General features: G+C 76.3%; 18 protein-coding genes. 7 read left to right on the top strand and 11 right to left on the bottom strand.

Annotation, left to right across the window (positions count from 1 at the left end; translation table 11 throughout):
* Positions 1 to 57 precede the first annotated feature (57 nt).
* A complete protein-coding gene (locus J0910_RS16580) occupies positions 58 to 1,335 on the top strand; it encodes a purple acid phosphatase family protein (protein ID WP_420159425.1) in 1,278 nt (425 codons plus the stop codon).
* 109 nt (positions 1,336 to 1,444) lie between these two features.
* On the opposite strand, the gene J0910_RS16575 is transcribed toward J0910_RS16580, so the two are convergent.
* The gene (locus J0910_RS16575; protein WP_420159424.1) at positions 1,445 to 2,497 is read right to left on the bottom strand and encodes an aldo/keto reductase; all 1,053 of its coding nucleotides are present in this window, start codon (positions 2,495 to 2,497) and stop codon (positions 1,445 to 1,447) included.
* Positions 2,498 to 2,649: 152 nt separating this feature from the next.
* On the opposite strand from J0910_RS16575, the gene J0910_RS16570 reads away from it, so the two are divergent.
* Positions 2,650 to 3,549, top strand: a complete 900-nt coding sequence (locus J0910_RS16570) for a LysR family transcriptional regulator (RefSeq protein ID WP_420159423.1) — start codon at positions 2,650 to 2,652, stop codon at positions 3,547 to 3,549.
* Positions 3,550 to 3,612: 63 nt separating this feature from the next.
* Here the strand turns inward: J0910_RS16570 and J0910_RS16565 are convergent, their stop codons facing one another.
* The 4 genes from J0910_RS16565 to J0910_RS16550 form a co-directional block, all read right to left on the bottom strand.
* A complete protein-coding gene (locus tag J0910_RS16565; RefSeq protein WP_420159422.1) occupies positions 3,613 to 4,452 on the bottom strand; it encodes a pentapeptide repeat-containing protein in 840 nt (279 codons plus the stop codon).
* A gap of 794 nt (positions 4,453 to 5,246) precedes the next feature.
* Positions 5,247 to 5,894, bottom strand: coding sequence for a class I SAM-dependent methyltransferase (locus J0910_RS16560; protein WP_420159421.1), 648 nt, complete (start codon positions 5,892 to 5,894; stop codon positions 5,247 to 5,249).
* A 65-nt stretch (positions 5,895 to 5,959) separates the two neighbouring features.
* Positions 5,960 to 6,421: a nucleotide triphosphate diphosphatase NUDT15 gene (locus tag J0910_RS16555; RefSeq protein WP_420159420.1), complete on the bottom strand. Its 462-nt coding sequence runs from the start codon at positions 6,419 to 6,421 to the stop codon at positions 5,960 to 5,962.
* A gap of 99 nt (positions 6,422 to 6,520) precedes the next feature.
* A complete protein-coding gene (locus J0910_RS16550) occupies positions 6,521 to 7,267 on the bottom strand; it encodes a metal-dependent hydrolase (protein ID WP_420159419.1) in 747 nt (248 codons plus the stop codon).
* Between the two features lie 220 nt (positions 7,268 to 7,487).
* Between J0910_RS16550 and J0910_RS16545 the strand changes: the two genes are divergently transcribed.
* Complete coding sequence (locus J0910_RS16545) at positions 7,488 to 8,471, top strand: aldo/keto reductase (protein WP_420159418.1); 984 nt, start codon at positions 7,488 to 7,490, stop codon at positions 8,469 to 8,471.
* 12 nt (positions 8,472 to 8,483) lie between these two features.
* Here J0910_RS16545 and J0910_RS16540 read toward each other — a convergent pair whose 3' ends face one another.
* The gene (locus J0910_RS16540; RefSeq protein WP_420159417.1) at positions 8,484 to 8,933 is read right to left on the bottom strand and encodes a VOC family protein; all 450 of its coding nucleotides are present in this window, start codon (positions 8,931 to 8,933) and stop codon (positions 8,484 to 8,486) included.
* Positions 8,934 to 8,999: 66 nt separating this feature from the next.
* On the opposite strand from J0910_RS16540, the gene J0910_RS16535 reads away from it, so the two are divergent.
* The 3 genes from J0910_RS16535 (at position 9,000) to J0910_RS16525 (ending at position 11,556) form a co-directional block, all read left to right on the top strand.
* Positions 9,000 to 9,662, top strand: a complete 663-nt coding sequence (locus J0910_RS16535) for a CGNR zinc finger domain-containing protein (protein ID WP_420159416.1) — start codon at positions 9,000 to 9,002, stop codon at positions 9,660 to 9,662.
* A gap of 135 nt (positions 9,663 to 9,797) precedes the next feature.
* Complete coding sequence (locus J0910_RS16530; protein WP_420159415.1) at positions 9,798 to 10,313, top strand: tetratricopeptide repeat protein; 516 nt, start codon at positions 9,798 to 9,800, stop codon at positions 10,311 to 10,313.
* Between the two features lie 130 nt (positions 10,314 to 10,443).
* Positions 10,444 to 11,556 carry an NAD(P)/FAD-dependent oxidoreductase gene (locus J0910_RS16525; protein WP_420159414.1) on the top strand — a complete coding sequence of 371 codons (1,113 nt, stop codon included), beginning with the start codon at positions 10,444 to 10,446 and terminating at the stop codon, positions 11,554 to 11,556.
* Here the strand turns inward: J0910_RS16525 and J0910_RS16520 are convergent.
* The gene (locus tag J0910_RS16520) at positions 11,517 to 12,332 is read right to left on the bottom strand and encodes a MerR family transcriptional regulator (RefSeq protein ID WP_420159413.1); all 816 of its coding nucleotides are present in this window, start codon (positions 12,330 to 12,332) and stop codon (positions 11,517 to 11,519) included. The two genes, J0910_RS16525 and J0910_RS16520, sit on opposite strands and share 40 nt — an antisense overlap.
* Positions 12,333 to 12,551: 219 nt before the next feature.
* Between J0910_RS16520 and J0910_RS16515 the strand changes: the two genes are divergently transcribed.
* On the top strand, positions 12,552 to 13,229 hold the full coding sequence (locus J0910_RS16515; RefSeq protein ID WP_420159412.1) for a hypothetical protein: 678 nt from the start codon (positions 12,552 to 12,554) through the stop codon (positions 13,227 to 13,229).
* 64 nt (positions 13,230 to 13,293) lie between these two features.
* On the opposite strand, the gene J0910_RS16510 is transcribed toward J0910_RS16515, so the two are convergent.
* From J0910_RS16510 to J0910_RS16495, 4 genes are all read right to left on the bottom strand, one after another.
* A complete protein-coding gene (locus J0910_RS16510) occupies positions 13,294 to 13,911 on the bottom strand; it encodes a stage II sporulation protein M (RefSeq protein WP_420159411.1) in 618 nt (205 codons plus the stop codon).
* Positions 13,912 to 14,150: 239 nt separating this feature from the next.
* Positions 14,151 to 14,654, bottom strand: coding sequence for an NUDIX hydrolase (locus J0910_RS16505; RefSeq protein WP_420159410.1), 504 nt, complete (start codon positions 14,652 to 14,654; stop codon positions 14,151 to 14,153).
* A 9-nt stretch (positions 14,655 to 14,663) separates the two neighbouring features.
* On the bottom strand, positions 14,664 to 14,879 hold the full coding sequence (locus tag J0910_RS16500; RefSeq protein ID WP_420159409.1) for a ferredoxin: 216 nt from the start codon (positions 14,877 to 14,879) through the stop codon (positions 14,664 to 14,666).
* 3 nt (positions 14,880 to 14,882) lie between these two features.
* Complete coding sequence (locus tag J0910_RS16495) at positions 14,883 to 16,088, bottom strand: cytochrome P450 (protein WP_420159408.1); 1,206 nt, start codon at positions 16,086 to 16,088, stop codon at positions 14,883 to 14,885.
* Positions 16,089 to 16,226 lie beyond the last annotated feature (138 nt).

Genomic DNA, 16,226 nt, shown 5'->3' with positions numbered 1-16,226 from the left:
CCTTGGGCCGGATATGTTCACCCGGTCAGCCCCCCCTCACAGAGAGCGAGATCCCCGATGCCCGCGTCCCCCCGCCGCGTCTCCCCCCGGGTGCTCGCCGCCGCCGGCGCCGCGGCCCTCGCCGCGGTGTCCGCGCCGGTCGCCGCCCCCTCGGCGCTGGCCCAGGAGGCGCCCGAGCGGGTGCTGCTGTCGCCGACGGCCGACCCCTCCCGCTCCCAGACCGTGACCTGGCGCGGCCCCGAGGGCGGGTCCGTGCTGGAGATCGCCCCGGCCGACGACCCCGGCCGGGTGGTCCGGGTCGAGGGCGAGCGCACCGGCGACGCCGGCGGCGCCTACCACCGCGCCACCGCCACCGGCCTGGAGCCCGGCACCGGGTACCGGTACCGGGTCGGCGACGGCGGCGGGTCCGTCACCGACTGGCTGGCTTTCAGCACCCCCGCCGAGGGCGCCGAGCCGTTCGACTTCCTCTACTTCGGCGACATCCAGAACGACATCACCGAGGGCGCCGCCCCGGTGGTGCGGGCCGCCCTGGAGGCCGAGCCCGATGCCGAGCTGGCCGTGCACGCCGGCGACCTGATCAACTCGGCGAACAGCGACTCCGAGTGGGGCGAGTGGTACGGCGCCTTCGGCCCCGGGGCCACCGGCGGCATGAACCACGTCGCCGCGCCGGGCAACCACGAGTACGCCGGGCTCCGGCTCAGCGGCCACTGGGCGCTGCAGTTCCCCGGCGCGGGCAACGGCCCCGAGGGGAACGACCTGCCCGAGACCGTCTCCTACACCGACTACCAGGGCGTCCGGTTCATCACCCTGAACTCCAACTACCGCGCGGCGGCGCCGCTGTCCCCGCGCGCCTGGCTGGAGGCCCAGGAGGGGTGGCTGCGCAAGGCGCTGGAGACCAACCCGGGCCGGTGGTCCGTGGTCGCCTTCCACCACCCGGTCTTCTCCAACAGCCCGTCCCGGGACAACGGGCCGGTGCGCGAGGCCTGGCTGGACACGTTCGAGGAGTTCGACGTGGACCTGGTGCTGCAGGGCCACGACCACTCCTACGCGCGGGGCAACCTGACCGCCAACCGCACCGGCGACCCGGCGGTGCAGACCGGTCCGGTCTACGCGGTCTCGGTCACCGGCCCCAAGATGTACGACGCCGACGACTCCAACTGGACCGGCAACGGCGCCGAGGTCCGCGCCCAGCGCGCCGACACCCAGACCTACCAGGCGGTCTCGGTCGACGGCGGGACCCTGGACTACGTCGCCCGCACCGCGGACGGCGAGGTGGTCGACGCCTTCACCATCACCAAGGACGAATCGGGCAAGCGCGTCACCGACGCGTCCTGACCCTTCCCCGCGGGCCCCGCCGCCTCCCCTCCTCCCGAAGGGCGGCGGGGCCCTTCTCCGCCGCCCGCGGAGCCGCCCGGGGCGGGGCGGCCCCCCGCCGGGGCCGGGGTCAGCCGGCCGCGGCGGAGCGGGACAGGCGGCGCCGGTCGTCGATCCGCTCCGGGCCGTAGGCCCCGTAGACGCTCTGCCGGCCGACGGGGTCGGAGAGGAAGTCGTGCGGGAACCCGAGGCCGATCCGGGAGACCCCGTCCAGCCGGGCCAGCGCGCCGGCGTCCAGTTCGACGCCGAGGGCGCCGAGGTTGTCCTGGAGCTGCGCGGCCCTGGTCGCGCCGAGCAGCGGGATCACCGTGCCGGGCCGGGTGCGCAGCCAGGCGAGCGCCACCTGGGCGGGGGTCCAGCCGCCCTCTTCCGCGACCGCGACCACGGTGCGGATGATCTCCTCCTCCCGGGGGTGGTCCTCGCCGAACCGGAAGGTGTCCCGGCGGCCGCCCTCGCCGCGCAGGTACTTCCCGGTGAGCCGGCCCTCGGCGAGCGGGCCCCAGCCCACCACCGCCAGGTCCAGCGCGTCGGCCATCGGGAGCAGCTCCCGCTCCGGGGAGCGCTCCAGCAGGTTCAGGCGCAGCTGCACGCCGGCGAAGGGCGACCAGCCGCGCAGTTCGGCCAGCGCGTCGGCGCGCGCGATCTCCCAGGCCGGCCAGTCCGACACCGCGACGTAGAGCACCTTCCCGGCGCGGACCTGGTCGTCCAGGGCGCGCATGGTCTCCTCGACCGGGGTGAACAGGTCGCGGGCGTGCACGTAGAGGACGTCGATGCGGTCGGTCTCCAGTCTGCGCAGACTCGCCTCCACCGCGGTGACCAGGCTCTTGCGGTGGCTTCCCCCGGTGTTGGGGCCGTCGCCCTGAACGGCGCAGGTGTACTTGGTGGCGAGCAGGAACGCGTCCCGGCGCCCCTTGAGCAGGCGGGCCAGGTACCGCTCGGAGTCGCCGTCGGTGTAGACGTTGGCCGTGTCGATGAAGTTGCCGCCGGCCTCGGCGTAGGCGTCGAAGATCCGGGCGGCCTCCTCCTCGGAGGTCCCCCAGCCCCAGCCGGTGCCGAATGTCATCGTGCCCAGGGCGAGTTCGGATACCCGCAGCCCGGTGCGGCCGAAGAGCGTGTAGCGCATGCCGGTCCATTCCGTCGTGTCCGTCGGCTTCCTACGGCTCCGAGTCCAGCGCACCGGCCCCTGGAACGTCCAAGACCCGTTCCCATAACCTGAGCGCATCGATCCGGGGGAATACATCCGCGCCGCCGGGCGCCGGAGGAGAAGGGCCGGAATTGGACGTCGACACCCGGGTGCTGCGCTACTTCACCACGGTCGCCGAGGAGCTCCACTTCACCAGGGCGGCCGAGCGGCTGTACCTGTCCCAGCCCGCGCTGAGCCGGCAGATCCGCCAGCTGGAGAAGGACCTGGGGGCTCCGCTGTTCGAGCGGACCTCGCGCGAGGTGCGGCTCACCCCCGCGGGGCGGGCGCTGCTGCCGGCCGCGCAGCGGATCACCGCCGCGTGGTGCTCCGGGAAGCGGGCCGCGCGCAGCGCGCGGGCGGCCCAGGAGCGGGAGGTGCGGCTGGGCTTCGAGGCCACCGGTGCGGGCGCCCTGACCACCCGCGCCCGGATGCTGTTCGAGCGGCGCAACCCCGGTTCGGCCGTGCTTCCGCACCGCTTCGGCTGGGGCGGGGAGGCCGCGGCCCTGCGCGAGGGCGAGGTCGACGTGGCGTTCATCTGGCTGCCCAACGACCTGACCGGGCTGCGCACCGAGGTGGTCGCCGAGGAGCCGCGGGTAGTGGGGGTGGCGGCCGGCCACCGGCTGGCGGGCAGGGAGGAGCTGAGCATCGGGGACCTGCGCGGCGAGCCGCTCCCCTGGGCGCGCAACGCCCCCCGCGAGTGGGTGGACTGGTGGGCCGTGGTGCCCCGCCCCGACGGCTCCGAGCCGGTCTGGGGGCCGGCCAACGACAGCGCCGAGGAGCTGCTGGAGTACGTGGCCTCCGGGACCGGCGTGTGCATCGTCTCCCGGTCCATCTCCGCCTACTACCGGCGGCCCGACATCGTGTGGCGGCCGCTGGCCGGCGTCGAGCCGCTGCGCATCGCGCTGGGCTGGGCGCTGGACTCCGAGCACCCGCTGGTTCCGGACTTCGTCCGGGCGGTGCGGGAGCTGGTCGCCGAGGGGGTCTCGGTCTGAGCGCGGGGAGCGGTGCGGGGCCGCCCGGCGCGCTCCGCGCCGCTCCCGCCGGTCGGGCTCCGGTCAGCCGGCCCAGTGGGCGGGGCGGGTGAGGCGGCCGGGGATGCGGGTGGCGGCGTCGCCCTCGGCGGCGTCCAGCTGGGACTGGATGAGGAAGAGCGCGGTGGACAGGTCCGCTCCGCGGACGTCGGCGCCGCGCAGGTCGGCGCCGATGACGTCGGCCAGGCGCAGGTCGGCCCCGCGCAGGTCGGCGCCGATCAGCAGGGCGCCGCGCAGGCTCGCCCCGCGCAGCCCGGCCCCCTTGAGGCGGGCGCCCATCAGGTCGGCGCCGCGGTGGTCGCGCCTGCGCCGCACCCCGGCGCGGGCCGCCTCGCTCGCCTGCAGCAGCAGCGCGTTGACGGAGGCCCGGTGGGCGCCGGTGTCCAGGGTGACCAGCTCGCCGGCCTCGCCGTCGGAGAGCCGCTCGGTGGCGGCGCGGGCGGACTCCAGCTCGGTGCGGAGCCGGGCGCCGATCGGCATCTCCAGGGCGTCGGCGATGTACCAGAGGAGTTCGTGCAGGTCCCGCAGGACGGGGAAGGCGGCGAACATCCGCCGGGCGGTCTCGGGGTCGCCGCGCCAGTCGCGTCCGGCGAAGGTGCCCTGTGAGGCCTTCTGCCCGGCGCCGAAGCAGTCGTAGACGGTGCAGCCCTTGTAGCCCTCCGCGCGCAGCCGGGAGTGGATGCCGCAGCGGAAGTCGGTGCGGAGGTTGGAGCAGGGGGTCCCGGCCGGCTTGTCCGCGGCGAAGTCGGCCGAGGCGAAGAAGGCGGTGGCCGTGCAGCACAGCGCGAAGCAGTTCGCGCAGTCGGCGCGCAGGGCGGATCGGTCCCGGTCGGCGCGCACGGCGCTGCCGTTCTGCTCGGACAAGGGGTGCGGTCTCCTTCGCGCGGGGACGCCGCCGTCGGCGGCTCTCGCCTTCGACCCTAGCCCAGCTCACGGGGGGCGGACGCACGCTTTTCCCGCCCCTTCCCCGGACATGCGCCCCCATCGGGGCGGGTGTTCGATGTCCGGCCGAGCCGGGAGGGGCGGTGCCCGAGATCGGCGTCTGCGTCCCCGACGAGCTCGCCCGGGCGGTCAAGGGGACCGGCGTCCCGGTCTCCGCGGTCCGCCGGCGAGCGCTGGAGCAGGCGGTGCGCGGCGCCGTCGCGGAGGAGGGGCGGTGTCCCGCTTCACGCCCCGGCTGCGCACCGCGCCGTCGTCGGCGGCCGGGGCCGCGGCGCGGCCGAGACCGGCGACCTGCCGGCGGCGCTGCCGGCGGAGGGGGAGGACCTCGCCCTCCCCGTGCCGGGGTCGATGAGGGTCGGCCCCGGCGGGCTGCGCGGCCCGCCGGCGGCGCCGCCACGGAGGAGGGGGCGGTGACCGGGGCGGTGGCCGTGGGCCACGACCACGTCGGCTGCGGGCACCTGTCTCATCGCCCTGTCCGGGGACGCCGAGGGCCGCGCCGCGCCCGGTCGGCGCCGACCCGCCGCGCGGTCTCCGCGGCCCTCGCCGGCCACGTGCGCCTGCGGGCCGATACCGCGCCCCCGGGCCCTCCGCCCCTCGGTCCCGGCCGGGGAGGCGGAGGAGATCCTCGAGCGGCGGATCCGTCCCCGGCGGAGCGGACCGAGCGGCCGGAGCGCGGGCGGGGCGCCGGCCGAGGGGCCGCCGCCCCCTGCGCCGGGTCAGCGCCGGCGCGCGCGGAGCACCACGTCGGCGGTGTGGGCGTGCCCGGCGCCGCCTGCGGCGGGCGGGCGGGGCCGCTTCTCCGCGGTGACCACCTCCCACGCGGCGGGGTCGAGCCCGGCGGCGATCTCCTCGGCGGTGAAGAACATCTCCAGCGGGGGGCGGTCGCCCTCCACCTGCTCGACCTGCGCGGGGTCGTGCCCCACGAACAGCAGCGTGCCGCCGGGGGCCACCGCCGCGGCCAGCCGCTCCAGCACCTCGGCCCGGGGCCCCGGCTCCAGGTGGAAGAAGAAGGCGCTGACCAGGTCGTAGCCGGCCGGGTCCGGCGCGGTCTCCAGCAGGTCCACGCGCCACCAGTCGATGGCCCCGGCGATCCCGCCGCCGGCGGCCGCGGCGTGCCCCGCGGCCCGGTCCAGCGCCACCCGGGAGACGTCGGCCGCGGTCACCTTCCAGCCCTGCCGGGCCAGCCACACCGCGTCGGCGCCCTCGCCGGCGCCGACGTCCAGCGCCCGGCCGGGCTCCAGGCCGGCGGTCTCCTCCACCAGCACCCGGTTGGGCCGGCCGCTCCACACGGAGTCCCTGCTCAGGTACAACTCGTCCCAGTACTCGGCGTCCCAGCGCCACTGCCGGTCGTTCGTCTCGCTCATGGGCCCATGCTGGCCCCGGCGCCGCCCGGGCGCCAACCCCGTTGCCGTTCCGGCAAATCCGCCGCTCAGCGGGGTGCGTCCGGGCCGGGCGGGCGCCACCCGGTGGCCAGCAGGGCGGTGATCGGGGCGAACAAGGGCTCCGGCAGCGAGTCCCAGCGGAACCAGCCCCAGCGGCCGACCTTGCCCGGTTCGCGCTCGGCGGGCTCCCCGTCTGCGGCGACCAGGTGGTGCAGGGTGGCGAAGCGCAGGCCCTCGGCGGGGAAGCGGTCGTCGGTCCAGGCGACCGGCACGGCGGCGGTGGCGCGCAGCCCGGTCTCCTCCAGCAGTTCGCGGGCGGCGGCGGTGGCCGGGTCCTCGCCGGGGTCGGTCTTGCCGCCGGGGAAGCACCAGGTCCCGGCGCCGTGCGCGCCCCGGCGCAGGCCGAGCAGGACCCGGTCGCCGCGGAGCACGATCGCACTGACCGCGGGCCGCGCGCCGGGGGCGGGGGCGCCGATCGGGGCGCCGGGGGTCTCAGGAGTGGGCACCATGGCCGCATGATGGCCCGCCGGCGCCCGGCGCCGCCACCCCGTTTCCAGGGCGGCCCCGGGGCGCGGCGGTTCCGGCGACCGGGTGCGGGCCCGGCCCGGTCAGACCAGCGCCAGCCAGGCCAGCGGGGCCGCCGCCAGGCACGCCCAGCGGATGACCAGTTCGGGGCGGGAGCCGGTGGCGAACCGGAGCCGGCGCGGGGTGCCGATCATCGCCCAGCGCCGCCCCCTGACCCGGAACGGCCAGGCCAGCGGCACCGCGCTGCGGGTGAGTGCGTCGCCCAGCGAGTGCACCACCATGCCCAGCGCCAGCACCGCCCCCACGTAGGGGCCGGGCGAGGCGCCCGAGGCGACCAGCAGGACGGCGGCGGCCAGCCCGGCGAGGCTGGTGCCCGCCCTGTTCATCAGCCGGGCGCGGGTCCGCCCCCGGGGCAGGGCCTGCGCCAGGCCGCGCAGCGCCGGGGTGACGGTCAGCCACAGCACCGCGCCCAGCGCCCACGGCGACGCCGCCCCGGCCGCCCCCAGCGCCGCCCCGGTCGCCAGTGCCGCCGCCGGGGTGTGCCACAGGTACCGGTGCTCGCCGTCGGCCACCGTGTCGGCCCTGGTCAGCGTCGCGTGGTAGACCCAGGCGGAGACCCGCCGGGCGCCCGCCGACAGCGCCCGGGTCAGCGGCCCCTGGGAGGTGGTCGCGGTCGAACCGGGGTGGTCGATGTCGGGCAGCAGCGCCGCCCCGGCGCCGATGGCCGCCCCCGCGGCCAGCTCCAGCGGGCCGACCGCCATGAACGGGGCCGCGGCGGCGGTCGCCAGTACGCCGGCGAGCAGGCCGGTGGCGGCGTGCGAGGGGGCCATCAAGGTCGTCTCCCAGGGGTCTCGGGGAAGCGGGTCGGTGCGCGGGACCCCCTGGGGGGCAGGGGATCCGGCACCATTCTGGCCCGCGTCGGCGACGTTTCCCCGCCCGTCCGGCCGGGAGCGGCCGCGCCGGGGCCGCCCCCGAGGCGGAAACCCGTTGCCGCGCCCCTCCCGCAGCGGAGAGGATCTCTGCCGAGGAGAGTGCGAGAGGAGCCGGTGCATGAAGACCAACCCGCTCGGGCGCAGCGGAGTCGAGGTGACCGAACTGGGGTTCGGCGGGGGCCCGCTGGGCGGCCTGTTCACCCCGGTGAGCGAGGAGGACGCCGCGGCGGCGCTGGCGGCGGCCTGGGACGGCGGGGTGCGCTACTTCGACACCTCCCCGCACTACGGCATCGGGGTCTCCGAACGCAGGACCGGCGGGTTCCTCGCCCGGCGGCCGCGGGCCGGGTTCACCCTCTCCACGAAGGTCGGCAGGGTCCTGGAACCGCAGGACCCGGCGGGCCGGTCCGACGAGGGCTTCGCGGTCCCGGCGACGCACCGCAGGGTGTGGGACTTCTCCCGGGACGGGGTGCTGCGCAGCGTGGAGGACTCCCTGGAGCGCACCGGGGCCGACCGCATCGACGTGCTCTACCTGCACGATGCCGAGGAGCACTTCGAGGACGCGCTGCGCGAGGGCTACCCGGCCCTGGCCGAGCTGCGCGCCCAGGGCGCGGTCGGCGCCATCGGCGCGGGCATGTACCACAGCGGGATGCTCACCCGGCTCGTCCGGGAGACCGACGTCGACGCGGTGATGCTCTCCGGCCGCTACACCCTGCTGGACCACCGCGCCCTGGACGACCTGCTGCCGGCCTGCGCCGAGCGCGGCGTCTCCGTGCTCGCCGCGTCGGTCTTCAACTCGGGGGTCCTGGCCTCCCCGCGCCCGGCCCCCGGCGCGCACTTCGACTACGCGCCGGCCTCGCCGGAGGTGCTGGACCGGGTCGCGCGCATCGCCGGGGTCTGCGAGGCGCACGGCGCGTCGCTGCCGCAGGCGGCGATGGCCTTCCCGCTGCTCCACCCGGCCGTCGCGGGCATCGTGGTCGGCATGCGCTCCGCCGAGGAGGTGCGGCGGAACCTGGAGGCGTTCGGGGCCGGCGTCCCCGCCGGGGTCTGGTCCGACCTGCGCGCCGAAGGGCTCATCGACGAGCGGGCCCCGCTGGGGGCGTGACCGGCCGCGGGGTCACTGCACGTCGAACTCGTTGCCCTCCGGGTCGACCATGGTGACGTGGTGGGTTCCGGGCTCGACGACCTCGCGCACCACCGAGGCGCCCAGGGCCCGGACCCGCTCCACCTCGGCGTCGCGCCGCTCCGGGCCGACCCGCAGGTCGATGTGGAGGCGGTTCTTCACCGACTTGGCCTCGGGCACGGCCTGGAAGAGCAGGCGGCGGCCCAGGCCGAAGCCGGTGAACTCCTGCACCGGGTCGTCCGGGTGGCGGATCGCGGCGGCGGTGATCCAGGCCTTGCGCCCGTCGACGACGGTGTAGTGCTCGCCGGTGACCACTCCGTCGGCGGCGAGCCTCTCGATCAGCGCGCTGTTGTCCTCCGGCTCGTAGCCCAGCGCTTCGGCCCAGAAGCGGGAGAGCGCGATCGGTTCGGCGCTGTCCACCACGAGCTGCCATTCCACGGCCATCGTCTTCTCCAGTCCCTCACCGGGGCCCGCACGGCCCCGCCCGGTGATTCCAGTTATAGTGGTTACATGAGTTCGACGGCAACCGGCTTCGTGATGAACCCTCCGGACGGCGCGAGCTACCTGTTCGACCCCGGCTCGCTCTGCTTCGAGCTGCTCACCACCGGCGGGCCCGGCGAGTTCGCCCGCTGGGAGTCCCTGCACGGGCCGGGAGACCTCGCCGCCTGGCTGGCGAAGTCGCGGCTGCGCCTGGACGCGGAGCGGGTCCGCGTCTCACCCGGGGAGCTGGCCGCGGCCCGCCGGGTGCGCGACGCGATCATGCGCATGGCCCAGGCCGCCCTCCGCGGCGACCCGCCCGGCCCGGAGGACGTCGCCGAGGTCAACCGGGCCGCCGCGGCGCCGCCCCTGGCCCCCTCGATCACCCCGGGCGGCGCCCGCGCCTGGGTGCTGCCCGCCGACGCCTCCCAGGCGCTGTCCACCGTGGCCCGGGACGCGGTCGAGCTGTTCACCGGCCGCTTCGCCGGCCGGATCCGGGAGTGCGCCGGGCAGAGATGCCGCCTGGTCTTCGTGGACACCTCCCGCCCCGGACGGCGCCGCTGGTGCGCCATGGAGCGGTGCGGCAACCGGAGCAAGGTCCGCGCCCTGCGCACCCGGCGCGGGTCGGAGGCGCCCGGCGGCGCGGAGCCGGGGGAGCGGCCGGACGGCCCGCCCGCGCAGGAGCGGGCCCGGTGAGCGGGCGCCCCGGCGGCCTGCGGCGGCGGGGCCGGGGCGTTAAGGGCTTGCCCGGCGCGCCGCCGCGGTGGGAGGCTCCGTCGTCGGCCCGCCCTCGCGGATCCCGGGCCGCCCCGGCGACCCAGAGGAGACCCGATGACCGGCCCCGCCCCCGAATGGGAGAAGCGCCTGGAAGCCCTCTGGGGCTCCCTCGACGAACTGCCCGCGGAAGAGTTCCGCGCCCGGATGGCGGAGCTGACCGCCGAGATCGCCGAGGACCACCCCGGGACGGCCTACCACGAGCTCGGCGGGGCGGAGGACTCCACCGGCCGCCCCGAGCAGGCCGCCGAGCTGTACGCCAGGGCGATCGGCGCCGGGCTGGAGGGGACGCGGCGGCGCCGGCTGACCGTGCAGCTGGCCAGCACCCTGCGCAACCTCGGCCGCCCGCAGGAGGGCCGCGACCTGCTCACCGCCGAGCTCGCGCGCGCCTCCGACGAGCTCGACGACGCGCTGACCGCCTGCCTCGCCCTGGTCCTCGTCGACCTGGGCCGCCCCAAGGAGGCCGCCGGCCTGGCGCTGGGCGCCCTGGCCCCGCACCTGCCCCGGTACAACCGCTCCATGGCGGCCTACGCCCGGATCATCACCGAGGAGGCCCGCGCCTGCGGCGGCTGAGCCCCGCAGTCCCCCGCCGGCCCCGCCGCATCCTCCGGGGCGGATGTGACCGGCGTCATGCCCGGAGGCCGTCACGTCCGTGCGCCGCGCCCTGTCCCAGGGGTGAGTGAGATCGAAGGGAGCCACAGACATGGCGAAGCAGATCGTCGTCCTCGGGGCCGGCTACGCGGGGCTGCCCGCCGCCAAGCTCGCGGCGCGCCGGACCGGCGCGCGGGTGACCCTGGTCAACGCCTCGGACCGGTTCGTGGAGCGGGTCCGCCTGCACCAGCTGGGCAGCGGGCAGGAGCTGCGCGACCGGCCGCTCAAGGAGCTGCTCTCCGGGACCGGGGTGCGGCTGGTCGTGGACCGCGCGGAGCGGATCGACGCCGAGAGCCGCACCGTCCACCTGGCCGCGTCCCCGGAGCCGCTCCGCTACGACATCCTCATCTACGCGCCGGGCAGCGGGCCCGACCTCGCATCGGTGCCCGGCGCGGCCGAGCACGCCCACGGCGTCACCACCCGGGAGCAGGCCGAGCGGCTGCTGAAGCGGCTCCCCGAGAGCAGGTCGGTGGCGGTCGTCGGCGGCGGCCTGACCGGCATCGAGGCCGCCGCCGAGATCGCCGAGTCCCACCCCGGCCTGGAGGTCCGCCTGATCACCGCGGAGCGCCTCGGGGCCGCGCTGTCCCGGATCGGCACGGCCCACCTGCGCCGCACCTTCGCCCGGCTGGGCGTCTCCGTCGTCGAGCGGGCGCCGGTGGCCGAGGTCCGCGCGGACGGGCCGGTCCTCGCCGGCGGGGACCGGGTCGCCGCCGACACGGTCGTGTGGACCACCGGCTTCAGCGTTCCCGACCTGGCGCGGCGGGCCGGCGTCGAGACGGCCGGGGACGGCCGGATCGCGGTCGACGCCACCATGCGCTCGCTCTCCCACCCCGAGGTCTACGCGGTCGGGGACGCGGCGGCGCTCGTCTCCGGGGACGGCAAGCGGCTCCGGATGTCCTGCGCCACCGGCATCCCCTCGGGCCAGCACGCGGTCCGCTCCATCGCCGCCCGGGAGAGCGGCCGCCCGGCCCGGCCGCTGCGCTTCGCCTACCTCCAGCAGTGCATCAGCCTGGGGCGGGAGGACGGCCTGATCCAGTTCGTGCGCCCCGACGACAGCCCGCGCGAGCGCATCCTGACCGGACGGGCCGCGGTCCTCTACAAGGAGGCGATCGTGCGCGGCGCCGCCTACACGATGCGCCGCCCGGGCATCCCCGCGTCCCTCTGACCCCGGCGCGGCCCCGCCCCGCCGGCGCCGTCCGGCGGCGGCGCCTCCTCGCCGGGGGCGCCGCCGTCCCCGGCGAGGATCTCGTTCACCCGCTGCAGGACGCGGATCTGCGCGGAGTTGTACAGCTCCGCCACCGCCTGCACCATCGCGCTCTCGGCGAGCTTCGCGCCCCGGGGCGAGTCCGCCGCCGGGTCCGCCGACCACGGGTACTTCTCCCGGGCCTCGCGGACCGCCGGCGCCATCCGCTCGGCGAGCAGGCCGATCGCGGCGTCGTCCGCGTCCGCGGGCAGGCGCTCGAACTCGCCGTCGATCTCCTCCTGGTCGGCCAGCATCCGGCGGAAGTCCTCCATGCCCTCCTCGCTGAAGACCGCCGAGTAGACCATGAGCAGCGACCGCCTGGTCTCGGAGAGGGACCGGGAGACGGAGGCGAAGCCGGGCGGCACCTCGGGCGAGGCCCGGTGGCGCAGGATCACGGCCAGTTCCGCGCGTATCCGGGTGAGCCGTTCGATCGTCGCCTCGAGCTCGGCGTCGAGCACGCGGATCGCCTCGTCGGGCTCCTCGTCGGCCCGCCCCATGGCCGCGATCTGCGCCAGGGGGACCCCCAGGTCGCTGAGCCTCTTGATCTGCACCAGCCGGACCAGGTGGGAGACGCCGTACTGCTTGTACCCGTTCGCGGTGCGCTCGGGCACGTCGAGCAGCCCGATCTCGTGGTAGTGCCGGACGGCCTTCACCGTCGTGTTCGCGAGTTCGGCGAGCTGCCGAGTGCTCCACGCCATTTCCTGCCTCCCTCGTTCGCCGCAGCGGGCGGCCCCCGCGCCGCACCCCGGGGGGCAAGTCCACACCATGCCCCGGCGGCACGGTCAAGCGGCGCTCCGGCCTCCGGGGCCGGTCCGGGTTGACCCTGCCCCAGGGGCAGCCCCTGTACTGGGCGGCGGCACCGGGCGGGCACGGGCCCGGAGCGTTCCGAGAAGAGGACCACCCTGAGGAGGGGCGGCATGATCAAGGATCTCAGGCGGCGCCGGCGGCTCGGCAAGGTCAGGCCGGGGGACGGGAGCGCACTCGCCGAGTACCGCCCCTGGCAGCTGTTCTCCCGCTCGCTGTTCTTCCTCGACATCGCGGACCCGTCGGGAGGCACCCGCGTCTTCGCGGTCGACGTCCGGCACCTCACCGAGCCGAAGTCGAAGAAGGAGCACGACGGCGCGGTCGGGAAGAGCCCGGCCGCGCTGTACCGGGACGGCGTCCAGGTCAACCGGTCCAACCTTCCGGCGGCGTTTCCGGTGCCCGGCGGCGTCGTCGAGGTCGCCGCCACCTCGTTCGGGCTGAAGCGCATGCACCTCGTCGCCGAGGACGGGACCGAGCACGCCCTGCGCCCCCACCCCCGTTCGCAGGAGGGCCTGCGGGCGGGGCTGGACCGGCGGTTCCCCCGGGCCGGCGCCGCGGTCGGCGCCGCGGCCGCCGTCGTCCTCCTGGCGGCGCTCGCCGTCGGCCTCCTGCACGGCATCGAGGTCCTCACCCGGCCCGAGGCCGTCGCCGAGCGCGTCGGCACGTTCACCTCTCCGCTCCGCCTTCCGCTGTGGGCCGACACCGCCCTGGGCGCCGCGGGGTTCCTGGCCGGCCTGGAACGCGCCGCGAGGCTCCGGCACCACTGGCTGATCGACTCCGCCGCCTCCTGAGCGGCACCGCCCCGGGCCGCGCTCCCGGCCCGGAGGCGGGCCGGGGCGCGGCCCCGCGCCGGGATCAGTCCGCGAGCAGCAGGGGGACCAGATGGATGATCTCGAAGGCCTCGTAGACGGCGCCGACGACGAACAGCGCCAGCGCGGGCAGGCTCACCCAGCCGACCTGCCGGAGCCCGCGGACGTACCCCTGGCGGCGGTTGCGGGCGCCGGCGGTCTCCGGGCGGAGCCAGGACCTCCCGAGGAGGTAGGCGCCGAGCAGGACGAGGGCGTAGGCCTGGAACTCGATGAGGAGGGTCAGGGAGTGCGGGATCAGGGTCTTGGCCACGGTCTCGTCGACCGGGGCGAGGGCCACCCCGAAGTTGAACGCCCGGTAGGTGAAGAGGGCGATGCCGGCGAAGGGCACGACCATCGACGGCAGCAGGATCGTCAGCACGCCGACCGTGAGCGTGTTGACCGCGAAGATGGTCAGGCTGAACAGCCAGACGCTGCCGAGCAGCGACGTGACCAGGCCGGTCGTCCCGTTCTCGTCCATGGAGGCCAGGTGTGCGGCGCGCAGGTCGGGGAAGGCGAACGCCGCCCCCACCCCGATGAGGAACAGGCCGTGGACGAGCGCGTTCATGGCGAGGTAGGCGCCGAGGTTCGCGCGGATGATCTGGAAGGGCGTGCGGAGGAATCGCATGGGTCGTGGCTCCGTGGTCGGTCTGATACGGCTCGCGACCACTCCAGGCCATGCCCTTGGGGCAGGGTCAAGCCGGTGCCGGGAAGACCCGCCGGGGAGCCTTCCCGCGCCGCGGTCCGCGGCGCCGGGGGAGCGCCAGGACGCGGGAAAGACGGCCGAACGCGCCATGAGCCCGAAGGAGCACCACACCCGCCCAGGTTGAAAAACAAGCTGAACCGCTCCGGCGGCCCGGCCCCGGGTCAGTGGTGCCAGGGCAGCCGGAGGGGTTCGGCCGGGACGCGCCCGGCGGCGAGTCCGGCGACCAGGCCGGCCAGGCCGTGCGGGTGGACCTCCTCGGCGATGCCGGCGATCTCCTCCGCCGTCCACCACCGGTGCCCGTCGAGGTGGCGGCGCTCGTCCGGCAGCCGGCCGCCGGCGTCGACCCGGTGCCCCGCCGCCCGGTGGTGGAAGAAGACGTCCCGGAACACCCCTCTGGCCCAGCCCAGGTCGGCGTATCCGGAGGTCTCCGCGACCTCCGGTCCGAGCTCGGCGGGTCCCGCGGACAGCCCCGTCTCCTCGAAGAGCTCCCGGGACGCCGCCTCCGCGAGGGTCTCCCCCTCCTCCACGCCCCCGCCGGGCGTGTGCCAGGCGTGGCCGCGCCCGGGGTCGTCCGGGTCGGCCAGGGTCCTGAGCAGCAGCACCCGGCCCCCGCCGTCGAGCAGCACGACGCGGGCGGAGACGCGGAGGGCTTCCTGTTCCGGCATCGGGCCGGCCTAGCGGGGCGCCGGGGCGCCGCCGGGCCGGACGGTGATCGCCGAGGAGGGGCAGAGGCGGGCCGCGCTCCCTGCGGCCCGGCCCGCCTCCCCCTCGGGGGCGGGGTCCAGCACCAGCACCGTGCCGTCCTCCTCGTCCTGGTCGAACACCCGGGGCGCGGTGAGCGCGCACATGCCCGCGCCGATGCAGCGCTCCCGGTCGGCGTCGATGCGCACCGGTCACACCTCCCAGGCGACGGGGAGCCGCTCCACCCCGTAGACGTCGGAGCCGGTGCGCAGCGGCACCTCCCCGGCCGGGACGGCCAGGCGCAGCGAGGGGAAGCGGGTGAGCAGCGCGGGGAGTGCGATGCGCAGCTGGACACGGGCCAGCTGCTGGCCGAGGCACTGGTGCGCGCCGTGCCCGAAGGAGACGTGCCCGCCGGGCTCCCTGCCCAGGTCGAGGACGTCGGGGTCGGGGAACCTCTCCGGGTCGCGGTTGGCGGCCTGGATCGAGACGGTGACCGACTCCCCGGCCTTGACCTGCCGCCCGCCCACCTCCACGTCCTCCAGGGCGGTCCGGGTGCCGGTGTGCAGGATGCTCAGGTAGCGCAGCAGCTCCTCGACGGCCCGGTCGGCGAGGCCGGGATCGGCGCGCAGCGCGGCGAGCGGGCCCGGGTGCTCCAGCAGCGCGAAGACGCCCAGTCCGATCATGTTGGCGGTGGTGTCGAGGCCGGCGCCGAGGAGCAGCAGCGCGATGTTGGTGAGCTCCTCGGCGGTCAGGTCCTCGCCGGCCAGCTCGCCGAGGACGTCGTCGGCGGGGGCGGCGCGCTTGGCCGCCACCAGCTCGGACAGGAAGGCGCCGAGCTCGGCCTCGGCGGCTCCGACCTCCTCCGCGGTGGCCGCGTGGTCGTTGAAGGTCAGCGAGAGCCGGCGGAAGTGCTCGTGCCGCTCGGAGGGGACGCCGAGCAGCTCGCAGATCATCAGCGCGGGGATGGGGGCCGCGTAGGCGCGGACCAGGTCGGCCGGCGGACCGCTCCGCTCCATGGCGTCCAGGTGCTCGGCGGTGACCCGCTCGATCCGCTCGGTGAGCAGCCGCATCCGCCGGACGGTGAACTTGCCGGCGAGCAGCCGCCGGTAGCGGGTGTGCTCGGGCGGGTCGGTCCTGATGAACATCCCCGGGGCGGTCGGCGGGAACTCCCCCGGCCCGGGGCCGCCGGGGAAGGGCAGGTGCATGATCTCCGGGCGCGAGCTGAACCTGGGGTCGGCCAGTACCGCGCGGACCACGGCGTGGCCGGTCGCCAGCCAGCCGAGGTGCCCGTCGGGGTAGGCGACCCGGGCCAGGGGGTGCTCTCCGCGCAGCCGGGACAGCTCCTCCGGCGGGTCGAAGGGGCGGCCCGGCGGGCGCGCCAGGGACAGCTCCCGAAGCGAGAGGAGGGTGTCGGTCATCTCGGTCCCCTTCCTGGTGCGGAGCGGCGCGGGCCGCCGCACCCGCAACGAGATTCGGAATGAGGTGAAAGCTATGTTGCGTTTTTTATTTCGTCAACGCCGATTCGATTGACTTTGCCGATTTTCCCAGCTTGAATA

Origin of the sequence: Nocardiopsis oceanisediminis (genome assembly GCF_048595525.1) — a bacterium.
GTDB classification, from domain to species: Bacteria; Actinomycetota; Actinomycetes; order Streptosporangiales; family Streptosporangiaceae; genus Nocardiopsis_A; species Nocardiopsis_A oceanisediminis.
This window is presented reverse-complemented; position numbering and strand designations above follow the sequence as displayed.